Here is a 13,528-nt window from a genome sequence, read left to right on the forward strand (position 1 = left end):
TGGCCCGGCAATCACTTGCGCATTGATGCGGACCTGCATAGAAGCTGCGTTCGTATTCTATGCAGGAGGCCGTTATGGGCTTTAAGATGGGAATCGTGGGTCTGCCGAACGTGGGCAAGTCGACCCTGTTCAATGCGTTGACCAAAACCGCTGCCGCGCAAGCCGCGAATTTCCCGTTCTGCACGATTGAGCCCAATGTCGGCGATGTGGCCGTGCCGGATGAGCGGCTCGACAAGTTGGCCGCAATCGCATCGTCAAAACAGATCATCCCGACGCGCATGACATTCGTGGATATCGCCGGACTGGTGAAGGGGGCCTCGAAAGGCGAGGGGCTCGGGAACCAGTTTCTGGCAAATATTCGCGAGGTCGATGCCATCGCCCATGTCTTGCGCTGTTTCGAAGATGGCGACGTGACCCATGTAGAAGGCCGCATCGACCCCGTGGCCGATGCTGACACCATCGAGACTGAGCTGATGCTCGCCGATCTGGAAAGCATCGAAAAGCGCCGCGCCAATCTGGTGCGCAAGCTGAAAGGCAATGACAAAGAGGCCCAACAGCAGGACCGCCTGCTTGCCGAAGCGCAAAAGATGCTGGAAGGCGGCAAACCTGCACGGTTGGTCGAGGTTTCGGACGAGGACGCCAAGGCCTGGAAGATGTTGCAACTGCTGACCACCAAGCCGGTTCTTTATGTTTGCAACGTGTCCGAGGAAGAAGCCGCTGAAGGCAACGAATACTCGGCGAAAGTCGCCGAGATGGCTGCCGCCCAGGGCAACTCTCACGTCATTATCAGCGCCAAGATCGAAGAAGAGATCAGTCTGCTTGAAGCGGACGAGGCACAGATGTTCCTTGAGGAAATGGGTCTGGAAGAGCCCGGTCTCGACCGTCTGATCCGTGCCGGTTACGACCTGCTGAAACTGGAAACCTATTTTACGGTCGGCCCGAAAGAGGCCCGCGCTTGGACCATCCGCACCGGCACCGCTGCACCGCAGGCGGCTGGTGTCATTCATGGTGATTTCGAAAAGGGATTCATCCGCGCCGAGACCATCGCCTATGAAGACTTTGTCGCCTGCAACGGCGAGCAGGGGGCGAAAGAGGCAGGCAAGATGCGGGCCGAGGGGAAAAGCTATATCGTCAAGGATGGCGACGTGATGCACTTTTTGTTCAACACCTGAAATTGCGCCACAATCCGCAATCGTATTGGCGTATCGAGGCCCGCCAACTCAAATCGGGAAATGAACTGTCCTGTGCTTTTAAGTCTGTCCGACGACTGAGGTTGCATCCCAAGATTGCGCAGACTCTTGATAGATTGATTTTTCCGGGTTGTATTTTCGCGGATCATCTAGCGATGATGCGTGAACATAGATACGATCATCCATAAGACTGCTGCGCCTTGTAAGTTGCGCTCCACAGTTCGGGCAGAAGCCGCTGAACGTTGGGTTGCCCGACCCGCCCAGCATTTCGTACGTTTTGCAAGCACTACTTATTTCAAAAGAGTCACGGACCAAAGGCATCATCTCTGAATGCCCGGAACCTGTGAGGTGCTGGCAGTCGCGACAGTGACAGCGAAACATTGGTACATCAAGTCGGGTGCCTGCATAGCGAACCAGGCCACATTTGCACCCACCTGTTATTCGTTCCGTCATCCTGAAACCTCCGCCTCTGGAAGCTAAGGTAATTTCCGGGTTTTGTCAGCTTTGTTTCGCTTGGTTGAAGACGTCATACGATTCACTGTTCCTGCATGGTAAATGCCTTGAGTTCGGGAATCACAAGTCGCAGCCCGCGCAATTTAAGCGCTCTTTTCTTTGCCGTCGAATATCCGATACTCTGACGAACGACCCGCCAACAGGAATGCCCTGAGATGATCGAAATTCGCGACCTGCAATTGCTCAGTGCCTTGGCGCGGCATCGGCATTTTGCCAAGGCGGCAGAGGAATGCGGGATATCTCAACCCGCGTTCTCGATGCGTATCCGTAACCTTGAAGACCGATTGGGCGTCTCTATCGTCCGCCGCGCCAACCGGTTTCAGGGTCTGACCGAAGAGGGCGAGATGATCGTCCAGCGGGCCCGTCGTATTCTCGATGACACCAAAGCACTGGAACAGCAGGTGCTGGCCACCAAGGGCGAGATCACCGGTACGCTGATCCTTGGCGTGATTCCGACGGCCATCGCCTTTACCGGGCGCCTCACCAAACGCTTTCGGCAAGCGCATCCGCGCATCGTTACGCGCATCGAAACCATGTCTGCCACCGCCATTCAACACCGGCTGGACGAAGGAAGCCTGGACGCCGGGATAACATATGGCGACAGCATCGGGACCGATCTGCGACAGGTGCAACCTTTGTACGAGGAAACCTATGTTCTGCTGGTTCCGTCACACATGACGGACGAAAACGGCCCCTTGCCTTGGGCGCGCGTGGCTGAATTTCCGCTGAGCCTGCTCGAGCCGCAGATGCAAAACCGGCGTATTCTGGATCGTATCTTTGCCGAACAGGGGCTGCACCCGGACGTGGTTGCCGAAACCAGCGGATTTACCGCGTCGATGGTGATGGCACGCGAGGGGCTGGCTGCCACGGTTGTGCCACGTGTCCTTATTCGGGCATTGGGCGAGTTGCAGGGGACAAAGGTGCTGCCGCTGGTCGATCCGATTGTCAGCAAACCGATCTGTCTGGCCACCCTGAGCCGAGATCCTGAACTGCCAACGGTGCAGGCACTGCGCGCTGTGGTGACGTCTTTACGGTGATAAGATGTCGTTATCGTGCGATTGCAAAAAGCGATTTGACGATATGCTAGCCTGATGAGACACGGGGCCTGAATCGGAGGGCATTATGGCACCATTAGACACCAAGCCATCAGGCGCACCCAAGGGCGTCTGGAAGTCAGGTAAAGGCAAGGGGCGGCACACGCCCAAAGGCCGACAGTTTACGGATGAAGCACAGGCCGAAATTGCGCGCCTGCTGGGCGACCGCCCACGCCGCCGCGACCTGTTGATCGAGTATTTGCATCTGATTCAGGACACGCACGGCCATATCAGCGCCGACCATATTGCCGCGCTGGCCGTCGAGATGCGGATCGGGCAGGCCGAGATTTACGAGACCGCGACCTTCTATGCCCATTTCGACGTGGTGAAAGAAGGTGAAACACAGCCCCCCGCGCTGACCATTCGTGTCTGTGATTCCCTGTCCTGCGAAATGGCTGGTGCGCAGCAGTTGAAAAAAGCGTTGGAGGATGGGCTGGACCCGTCCGAAGTGCGCGTTCTGCGCGCTCCCTGCATGGGGCGCTGCGACACGGCACCGGTGCTCGAGATTGGTCACAACCATATCGACCACGCGACCCCTGAAAAAGTGCAGGCCGCTATTGCTGCCGATGACACCCATGCTCATCTACCCGATTACGAAACCTTCGCGGCCTACGAGGCCAATGACGGCTATACCAAGCTGAAAGAGCTGCGCGAGGGCGGCGACTGGGAAGCGGTTCAGGAACAGGTTCTGGCCTCGGGCCTGCGCGGTTTGGGCGGCGCCGGTTTTCCGTCGGGCAAGAAATGGGGCTTTGTCCGCATGAATGACGGCTCGCGCTATCTGGCCGTGAACGGGGACGAGGGCGAACCCGGCACCTTCAAGGATCGCTACTATCTGGAACGCACGCCGCATGTTTTCCTCGAAGGTATGCTGATCGCCGCCTGGGCGGTTCAGGCGGAAACCTGCTTCATCTACATGCGCGACGAATACCCAGCTGTGCTGGAGATTCTGCGGCGCGAGATTGCCGCGCTGGAAGATGCCGGAATCGTCGAGCCGGGCTATATTGACCTACGTCGCGGCGCGGGCGCTTACATCTGCGGCGAAGAATCCGCAATGATCGAATCGATCGAGGGCAAAAAGGGCCTGCCGCGTCATCGCCCGCCCTTCGTGGCGCAGGTCGGCGTATTCGGCCGCCCGACGCTGGTGCACAACGTGGAAACGCTCTACTGGGTGTCCAAAATCTGCCGGGAAGGTCCGGAGATCCTCAATTCAGTTGAAAAGAATGGCCGTAAGGGGCTGCGCAGCTATTCGGTCTCGGGCCGGGTGGCGAAACCCGGCGTCTACCTGCTGCCGGCAGGGTCGACCATTCTTGACGTGATTGATGCCGCCGGGGGCATGGCCGAAGGTCATGTGTTCAAGGCGTATCAACCGGGCGGGCCGTCGTCAGGTCTTCTCCCCTCCAGCATCGACGACGTCCCGCTCGACTTTGACACCCTGCAGCCGCTGGGCACCTTCATCGGATCCGCTGCGGTTGTGGTTCTGTCCGATCAGGACACGGCCCGCGATGCGGCGCTGAACATGCTGCGGTTCTTCGAGGACGAAAGCTGTGGCCAGTGCACGCCCTGCCGGGCGGGCTGCGAAAAAGCGGTCAAGCTGATGCAGGCCGAGAAGTGGGATACCGACCTGCTGGAAGATCTGTGCCAGGTGATGGGCGACGCCTCGATCTGCGGGCTGGGGCAGGCGGCCCCGAACCCGATCCGCCTGGTCATGAAACACTTCGCTGAAGAAATCTGAGGGAGACAGAGCCATGCTTGATGCAAGCCCAAACAAGACCGTCACCTTCAACCTGAACGGCGATGACGTCACCGTGCCCGAAGGCACCACCATCTGGGAAGCGGCCAACGGCCGTGGACTGGTGATCCCGCATCTGTGTCACAAACCGGCGCCGGGCTACAAACCCGATGGCAACTGCCGCGCCTGCATGGTCGAGGTGGAAGGCGAGCGTACGCTGGTCGCCTCGTGCATCCGTCCGGCGGCTGACGGGATGGTGGTGAAAACCGACACCGACCGCGCCGAGAAATCGCGCGCCATGGTCATGGAACTGTTGGTGGCCGACCAGCCCGAGCAGCCGCATGACAAATCGAGCCATTTCTGGGATATGGCCAAGCTGAACGATGTCAGCGACAGCCGCTTTCCGGCGAAAGAGCCCGAGAAGATCCCGTTGCTGGATGACAGCCATGTGGCGATGCGGGTCAATCTGGATGCCTGCATCAACTGCAACCTCTGCGTCCGCGCCTGCCGCGACGTTCAGGTGAATGACGTGATCGGCATGGCCGGGCGCGGGCATACCGCGCAGGTGGTGTTCGACCAGAACGACCCGATGGGCGAGTCGACCTGCGTGGCCTGCGGCGAATGCGTTCAGGCCTGCCCGACCGGCGCGCTGATGCCCGCCACCGTCCTGGACGACCAGCAGCATGGCGACAGCAAGGATTACGATTCCAAAACCGAAAGCGTCTGCCCCTTCTGCGGGGTGGGTTGCAAGGTCAGCCTCAAGGTCAAGGACGGCAAGGTCAAATATGTCGAGGGCATCAACGGCCCCGCCAACGAAGGCCGTCTGTGCGTCAAGGGCCGGTTCGGGTTCGACTATATCCACCACCCGCACCGCCTGACCAAACCGCTGATCCGGCGCGAGGATGCACCGGCAAAAGGTCTGAACGTTGATCCCGGCAACCTGTCGACCCATTTCCGCGAAGCGACCTGGGAAGAGGCGATGGATCTGGCGGCCACCAGACTGATCGCCCTGCGCGACCAAGACCCGCGCAGCGTTGCGGGCTTTGGATCGGCCAAATGCACCAACGAGGAAGCCTATCTGTTCCAGAAGTTCATCCGTCAGGGTTTCAAACACAACAATGTCGACCACTGCACCCGTCTGTGCCATGCGTCGTCCGTTGCCGCTCTGATCGAGAACGTGGGCTCGGGCGCGGTGACGGCGACCTTCAACGAGATCGAGAATGCCGATGTGGCCATCATCATCGGGTCGAACCCGATTGAAAACCACCCTGTCGCGGCCACCTATTTCAAGCAGTTCGCCAAGCGCGGCGGCAAGCTGATCGTGATGGACCCGCGCGGCGTCGGCATGCGCAAATTCGCGGACGAAATGCTGCAGTTCCGGCCCGGTGCCGATGTCTCGATGCTGAACGCGATCATGAACGTGATCGTCGAAGAAGAGCTTTATGACAGCCAGTACATCCACCGCTGGACCGAGAACTGGGAGGCCGAGAAAGAGCACCTGCGCCAGTTCACGCCCGAGGCGATGGCACCGATCTGCGGCATCGATCCGGATCAGCTGCGTCGCGTTGCGCGCACCTTTGCCAATGCCAAGGCGGGTCTGATCTTTTGGGGCATGGGCGTCAGCCAGCATATCCACGGCACCGACAATTCGCGCTGCCTGATCTCGCTGGCCCTGATGACCGGGAATGTCGGCAAACCCGGCGCGGGTCTGCACCCTCTGCGGGGCCAGAACAACGTGCAGGGCGCATCAGACGCCGGGCTGATCCCGATGTTCCTGCCGGACTACAAGACGGTGACGGATGACGGCATTCGCGCGCAGTTCACCGAGGTCTGGAAATCGGACGATTTCTCAAACGAGAAGGGTTTGACCGTCACCGAGATCATTGACCAAGCCTATGCAGGCAACATCAAGGGCATGTATATTCAGGGTGAAAACCCGGCCATGTCCGATCCGGATGTTGGCCACGCACGTGAGGCCCTGGCCAAGCTGGACCTGATGATCGTGCAGGACATCTTCCTGACCGAAACCGCGAACTATGCCGACATCATCCTGCCGGCCTCGGCGCTGTATGAAAAGAACGGCACGGTTTCGAACACCAACCGTCAGGTGCAACGTGTCCGTCCGGCCGTGGCGCCTCCGGGTGAGGCGCGCGAGGATTGGAAGATCACGGTCGAACTGGCGCAGCGTATCGGGCTGAACTGGGATTACACAGAAGTGTCCGAGGTCTTTGCCGAGATGAAACTGACCATGCAGTCGCTTGACAATATCACGTGGGAACGGCTGGAAAACGAGACGATCACCTATCCGTCGCTCAGCGAAACCGATCCCGGCCAGCCTATTGTGTTCGGCGATGGCTTCCCCCGCGCGGGGGGCAAAGCAAGGTTCACTCCGGCCAATGTCATCCCGCCTGATGAAGCGCCCGATGATGAATACCCGATGATTGCCACCACCGGCCGTCAGCTGGAACATTGGCATACCGGTTCAATGACCCGCCGGGCAAAGGTTCTTGACGCGGTCGAGCCAGAAGCCAACTGCTCGATGAACCCGCGCACGCTGAAGCTGATGGGGATTGAACCGGGCGAAATGATCCGCCTGACCACGCGTCGCGGTTCGATTGAAATCATGGTGCGCGCCGACCGGGCCATTGCCGAAGACATGGTGTTCATCCCGTTTGCCTATGTCGAAGCGGCGGCGAACATCCTGACGAACTCGGCCATCGACCCCTACGGCAAGATCCCCGAGTTCAAGTTCTCGGCCATTCGTGTCGAAAAGATCGAGGATGCGATGGCAGCGGAGTAAGATCGCGGCCAGACTGAACAAGGGCGGCCTCTGGAAGGGGCCGCTTTTTTCTTTGCCGCGCCGTCGTTCAAACGATTGCCTCATCTGACTTGCCCCGGCAATTCGTCGCGTTTTCATTTGGTCGCGGCACCACGCAAATTTCCGCACTGGCGATGGCATCGCGACCACCAACGAAATCGGAACCAGGCGTCCATAAGGCAATGTGAACACCCGTCACCTGCTGGTGCGAAACAAACGGATGGCTCAACGCGGCTTTTATTGGCAGCTGGTCAATAGTCACGCTCGAAGAACAGACCCAGGCCGGTTTCCCCTCGGCCATCGACCGTACCGCGCACCGTGAAATTGTCCGTGACATCGAGGTTTAGGTTCACTTCGGTGTCACCTTCGGTGTTCACGGTGAAATCCGTATAGAGGTTTTCACCCAGGTACGCGCCCGCGCCCAAACGGCCCGCGCCGCTTTCCGAAGCTCCTATGTCGACCGTGTCGACTCCGGTGGAGTCGCGGAGACCTTTGGTTGCATCACCACCCGCACCGCTAAGCTGCGCCAGTGATGCTGCCATTTGCGCGATCAGGAAAGGCGAGATTTCTGAAAACCGGTTCCCGAACAGCAACATTGCCAGCGCTTCTTCAGCCGGACGTTCAGGGTCGGAAAACACATTGACCTCAGGTGAATCCAGCGGGCCGGCAATTTCGATCGTCGCGGTGCCGTCAGACGTGCTGGCTGAAGACTCGAACTCGATATACGGGGTCAGGTCGCCTTGCAATGTGACGATCCCCTTGGTCAGTGCCAATCTGCGGCCCAGAATGTCGAAATTCCCTCGGATCAGTTCGATCTGACCGGACGGAACAACAGAGGCAGTGGTACCGCCGATGAAAATTCGACCGCCCAGTTCTGCGTTCACCCCTCGTCCTCTGACGAAAACCGCCTTGGGTGCAAGCAGGCTGATATCCAGCGCAATACGGGATGCGCTTTTCTCCGATCCTTCGGTCACGACCAATCCGGCCCGCTCTCGCGTGATGAAACCGGCGCGACTTTCGTTGATGTGCTGGATGTCCGGGATAGGTGCCGCGCCTACCGCGCCGGACGCGGCGGCAAGGTTGATGTTGGTTTCGTCAAACGTGATCTGACCGGCAAGCGAACTGTTTCCGGCCAACGCCCCGGTCATGGCAATCTGACCGTTCAGGGTGGTTTCATACAGCAACCGGTCTGTCAGCACCAGGTTGTTCAGGGTGGTGGTAATCTGGGCGTTGAACGGAGGGGTCAGGTCAACAGGCCCGTTGACGGTAAAGTTGCCTCCCGCCCGAACTCCGCCATTCAGTGTAATGTTTGCGCGACTTTGCGCCAGATCCACCTGACCACTGATCCCGGTAATGGTCTGACCAGCACCCGGAATGGCAAGGGATGTGCCCGAAGTGGTGACTGAACCGCTCAGCGACGCCAGCGCCGGAGCACCCTTGAGTGCCAGATCGAAGCGCGCCGACCCGTCGATCTTGTTGGGTGTGATGAAGACATTCGCGATCCCAAGGTTGATGCCGCCCTGTGCCTTCAGATCCGCCTGACCGCTGGTTTCATCAAAGGTGCCAGCCAACGTGGTGTCTATGTCGGCAGGCCCTTGCGCCTTGGCGTCAATCGTCCAGACACCGTTATCGCGTTTGGCCGTTCCCTTTGCTGCCACAGTGCCGGGAAATTCGGGAACGAACCGCTCGATCCGGTTCAGTTTGGCGTCAAAATCCACATCAGCCGAGCCATTCTGGCCGACTGTTCCTTGAAGGCTGGCGTAAGAGCTGTCAGGCCCGTCCAGGCGGGCAGTGCCTTCCAACCCAGAGCCGGTCGGAGCGACGTTCCCGCTCAGGTTCAGCGGGCCGGACAAGGTTTGCGACAGACGGGCAAGGTCATCCAGTTTGGCGGAAAAGTCCAAACCGCCGGCGTCTCGGTTCAGCTTGCCCGATGCATTCGCCGAAAGGGCCGTTCCAATCAGTTGGAACGTACGGATATCCAGGCCTTCATCGTCGTTCATCGCGTCCACGGTCAGGTTCGTTCGCCCCTGGATCAGGTCGTCAACGGCGTCGATCCCGGTTTTGATGTCGTCCGCCGCCAGATTGCCTTTTACGTCGAACGCTTTGCTGCCGACTGCGCCCTTGCCGACAATATCCGCACGGATCGCCCCTGCCAGATCGCGTTTTGCAAGGCTTGAAAACGGTGACAGGTCCGGGATGTTCAGATTGACCTGCCCGTCAATGGCAAGGGCTTTCCTTGGGTCGTCTATGGTGGCAGAGGCCTTGACGGTCAGCGCTGAACCGTTCACCGATGCGTCGCGGATCACAATCTGTTCCTGGCTCAGCGCACCGTCGAACGTGATCTCGTTGCGACCGACCAACAGCGGGTCGATCTCGGCCAGACCGGTTTTGATATCCCGGCCCGATACGCTGGCCGTGCCGTCAAACTCCAGCGTCTGAACAGTTCCTTTTCCGTTCAGTTTCGCTTGCACTGCTCCCCCAAGCTCGCGTTTGGCAAGGCCCGAAAACACGGACAGGTCCCGGGAATTGACCGTCGCCTGACCATCGATCGTCACGTTGCCATCAGGGGTCGTTACGGTGCCGTCGGCCTGGGCGCGCAAGGTATCACCGATCAGGGTGAAATCTTGGATGGTTATGCCATCTGCGCCACGCTTGGCGTCGAGCGTTATTGCTGTGTTGCCCTTGATCACCGGATCGATGTCATCACGCCCGGTCGAGAGGTCGGTTCCTTCGACCTCCAGTTTGCCGTCGAAACTGCCTTCCAGTGGTGAGCCTTTACCGTTTAGACGGGCCGAAACCTGGCCTCCCAGCTCCAGTTGGGCCAGTTCCGAAAACCGGGACAAATCCGTGGCTTCCAAAGTGGCGGTGCCGTCGATGGCCAAACCGGTGGACAAGCCGCTGACCAATGCGTCGACACCCAATTCGTAATCCGAACCAACTAGTTCGAGACCGGTCAGGTTCAGGGATTGGTCACTGCCATAGTCAAAGGTGCCATCCAGAGTGATGAGGTCGCCTATTGCTGCATTCAGGGCCTCGTCCGCCAGATCAATTCCGTCCAACGCGGCCTGCAGATTGCCATTGATTTTTAGCGCTGCGCCCTGTTCCAAGGTCCCGTGAGCAGTAATTTGCGCGCGCTCCAAATTAACTTGCTCGGCCTGCACGGCGTTCGCAGTCAGGCTCAGGTCCCAATGATTGCCGTTTTTTTCGTCGTACAGCGCCGAAATCTGTGCCGCTCCAACGGACGTGTCACCGCCCGAGGCTGGAAGAGTTACCCTTTCACCCTCCGGTGGCGTTATGCGTCCTTGCAGGGCCGCGAGTTGCAATCGCCCACCTGCCGCCAACTGTAACTGGCCTTTCAGGTTCAGTGCTTGTGACGAGATCTCAAGTTCGTCAATTTCCAGCGCACCTTCAGGTTGGGTTCGCCCATCCACATAGAGCTGTGTTTTGGCACCGAAAAACGTATCCATTTCTTCGGCGACAAAAGGTGTCAAATCACCGCCGAGATCGGCAGTAAACGCAATGCCCTCTTCCGCGCTAGCCGCGGCAGTCGGGGCCGAGCGTAACCGAACCTGCCCTGTCACCCGAGGCTGACCATCGCTGCTGAGACCGATATCGGCCGTAAAATCGGTCACGGGTCCGGACCCTTTCGCTGTCAGCGCGATAGGCGGGGTATCCGGCATTTCAAGAGCGGTCGAGATCAGGCCGCCCGCTGCCTCTGTCACCTGAAGATCAAGATTGATCTGGCTGTTTGAATTCTGAAAGCCCGCGGCCAACTTGATCTCATCGCCCGCCCGGTCCAGCCGCGTGATATCAAGGTTGGTGTCCAGCGTTCCGTCGGCCAGTGACAGGTTGCCACTAACCGCCAGTTCTGCGGCCACTCCGATCAGGGGCTGGCCCAAAGCCAGCTCGTCGATGCGAATTTCACCGATTTCAATGGCTACGGGCAGTTCAGGCAGTTGGAAGCCTTTTGTTTCTGCGGTTGGCGGCGGCGTGTCTTTGGTGGTGGTGCCCGGCGCACGGGCAACGTCGATTTCTTGTGCAGTCAAGGCATTGACCGAGAACCGCCCACGGATCAAAGCCAGCCGGTTCCAGTCAAGTTCGGCGTCCTTTATAGTCAGCCAGACCCCTTCGTCATCGGCAACCGTGATCTCGGCAATCGTGGCACGTGAACTCAGTGCACCTTGCAGGCCCTTGACGGTGACGTTCTGATCGTCGCCCGACAGGGTATCCTGCAGGAACCGCTCAATCATGCTGCCGCCTTCGTCCTCCTGCGGATGTCCGGCCACAGGCACGATTGCCAGCGCGGCGATCAGCAGAGGATATGAAAGGTGCCGTCTCAAAATGCCTGTCCGATCCCGATATAGAACTGTAGCCCGTCCCCGGTGGGACCGCTGACAGGATAGGCCAGATCAAGACGCAAGGGGCCAAACCCGCCCAGATCGTATCTTACGCCGATACCGGCGCCCGAGTGGTCTTCCGCGCCGCTGCCGACAAACGAAGATGTATCGACGACACCGTAGTCGTAAAACCCGACAAGCGACAGGCTGTCGGTCACCTTGCCTCGGATCTCGCCGGACAAGCCAATAAATGACTTGCCGCCCGCGACGCCGCTTCCGACCGGAATGCCGAGGCTTTCATACGGCTGCCCGCGAACGGTTCCCGCACCGCCCGAGAAGAACAGAAAGTCGGGCGTGACGCCATTTGCGGGAGGACCGATTACCGATCCCAGTTGCGCCCGCCCCGCCAGTACAACCCGTCCTCCGGTACCAAGGCTGGTGTAGGCACGACCGTCGAAAAACAGACGAATTCCCGTGTCGCTGCCGGAAAAGCCGACAAAGGGCATGATCTGGGAATCCAGATAGAAACCGCGCGTTGCACTGACTTTGCTGTCACGCTCATCCCATTCGGATCGGAACGGAACGATGAAATACCTGAACTTGCGCCCGCTGCCATATGCGTCATCCGCGTCCGACCACTGGAACCCGGCCGATGCCTCGGCGTAAAGATTGTCCGAGAACGTCCGGCGCGCACCATAGGCCAGCGAAGCCACCGTCACATTGTAGTTTTCCGTGTTGCGGCGTTCCAGCAGGGCGCTCCAGAAGGTGTTGTCATCAGGTCCAAGCCGGTCAGGTTGATCCAGACGCAGCCCGATCCGGCCATCAATATCCTCTGCACCGCCAATATTTCGAACCGCCGCTTCGAAGCGCAGACGTTCTGCGCGCCTGAACATATTGCGATGGGTCCACGTCGCCGTCACATCCACACCATCGCGAGAGGCCAGTTCGACACCAAAGGTCAACCGACGTTTGGGCAGGTCTTCGAACGTGGCGTCGAAATCCAGTGTGCCATCGGGGTTTGGAGTCTCTCGTTCCTGCAACGAGACCACGTTGAACGTGCCGGTCCGGCGCAACCGTGTTCCCACCTTCTGGATTTTCTCAGGGGAATAGACCTCTCCACTTGGGAACCCGGCGATCTTTTCGATGGATCTGTGGCGTACATCTGAATTGCCCTTGATGAACATCTTGCCAAATGTCAGCCTGCGCCCGGGATCAAGGTCGATCTGGGCATCCAGACGAGCTTGGGCGTGGCGCGCGATGATTGTCTGACCCGCAATTCCGGCTTTTGCGTGACCCGCGTCCCTCCATCCCTGAACACCGGCCGAGGAGGCCTGTTGAATGGCACCGGTCGTCGCCAGTTTCCCGGGGGCAAAATCCTCGGGGAGTTTGGTTTCAGGGGCCAGGGGCTGAACAGTGGCGGTGCCGAATTTGAAGCTTGGCCCGGTTTCAACGGCAATCGCAGCACGGTTTATTTGTGCAGGCACCGTGAGAGAGCTCAGCTCGGCCGCTTCCTGTCCATCAAGCTTGATGCTGACGACCGGGCTGAAATAGCCCTCGTCGTAAAGGATTTGCACGATCGTACGGTAATCCGACAAGGCCGCCGAGAGGATTTCAAGCGGGGTGTCGAGGCCGCGTTCTTCAGCCGTGGTTACTGAGGATGTCTGCTTGAGACGTTCAACCAGTTCTTTCGATGCACCAGGGGCGGTGAGAGACGTTTCCAGCGCCGCCAGCGTGGTTGGGGCCAAAGTCACAACTGTGGCCATCAGCCAGCGCCCCAGGCGGCATTGCCGCTTGCTCCTTTGCATGAATTGCCCCAACTGTCCCAATTCCAGTTCTCTTGTCCGTGT

At 59.2% G+C, this 13,528-nt stretch carries 7 protein-coding genes; 4 read left to right on the forward strand and 3 right to left on the reverse strand.

Annotated elements, in window-relative coordinates:
- Positions 1-74: 74 nt before the first annotated feature.
- Positions 75-1,172: a redox-regulated ATPase YchF gene (gene ychF, locus ACR0I0_RS11125; RefSeq protein ID WP_171724461.1), complete on the forward strand. Its 1,098-nt coding sequence runs from the start codon at positions 75-77 to the stop codon at positions 1,170-1,172.
- A 78-nt stretch (positions 1,173-1,250) separates the two neighbouring features.
- Here the strand turns inward: ychF and ACR0I0_RS11130 are convergent, their stop codons facing one another.
- Positions 1,251-1,643, reverse strand: coding sequence for a GFA family protein (locus ACR0I0_RS11130; RefSeq protein ID WP_171636778.1), 393 nt, complete (start codon positions 1,641-1,643; stop codon positions 1,251-1,253).
- 215 nt (positions 1,644-1,858) lie between these two features.
- On the opposite strand from ACR0I0_RS11130, the gene ACR0I0_RS11135 reads away from it, so the two are divergent.
- The 3 genes from ACR0I0_RS11135 to fdhF all read left to right on the forward strand — a co-directional run bounded on the left by ACR0I0_RS11135 (position 1,859) and on the right by fdhF (position 7,326).
- The gene (locus ACR0I0_RS11135) at positions 1,859-2,740 is read left to right on the forward strand and encodes a LysR family transcriptional regulator (protein ID WP_171636780.1); all 882 of its coding nucleotides are present in this window, start codon (positions 1,859-1,861) and stop codon (positions 2,738-2,740) included.
- 85 nt (positions 2,741-2,825) lie between these two features.
- Positions 2,826-4,529 carry an NAD(P)H-dependent oxidoreductase subunit E gene (locus tag ACR0I0_RS11140; RefSeq protein WP_480491428.1) on the forward strand — a complete coding sequence of 568 codons (1,704 nt, stop codon included), beginning with the start codon at positions 2,826-2,828 and terminating at the stop codon, positions 4,527-4,529.
- A 13-nt stretch (positions 4,530-4,542) separates the two neighbouring features.
- Complete coding sequence (fdhF, locus tag ACR0I0_RS11145; RefSeq protein WP_480491430.1) at positions 4,543-7,326, forward strand: formate dehydrogenase subunit alpha; 2,784 nt, start codon at positions 4,543-4,545, stop codon at positions 7,324-7,326.
- Between the two features lie 269 nt (positions 7,327-7,595).
- Here fdhF and ACR0I0_RS11150 read toward each other — a convergent pair whose 3' ends face one another.
- Positions 7,596-11,684, reverse strand: a complete 4,089-nt coding sequence (locus tag ACR0I0_RS11150) for a translocation/assembly module TamB domain-containing protein (protein ID WP_480491431.1) — start codon at positions 11,682-11,684, stop codon at positions 7,596-7,598.
- Positions 11,681-13,486 (reverse strand): autotransporter assembly complex protein TamA, encoded by a 1,806-nt coding sequence (locus ACR0I0_RS11155; RefSeq protein WP_171636786.1) that lies wholly within the window; start codon positions 13,484-13,486, stop codon positions 11,681-11,683. The genes ACR0I0_RS11150 and ACR0I0_RS11155 overlap by 4 nt, the downstream gene beginning before the upstream one ends.
- Positions 13,487-13,528 lie beyond the last annotated feature (42 nt).

This window comes from Ruegeria sp. AG6, from assembly GCF_056541565.1.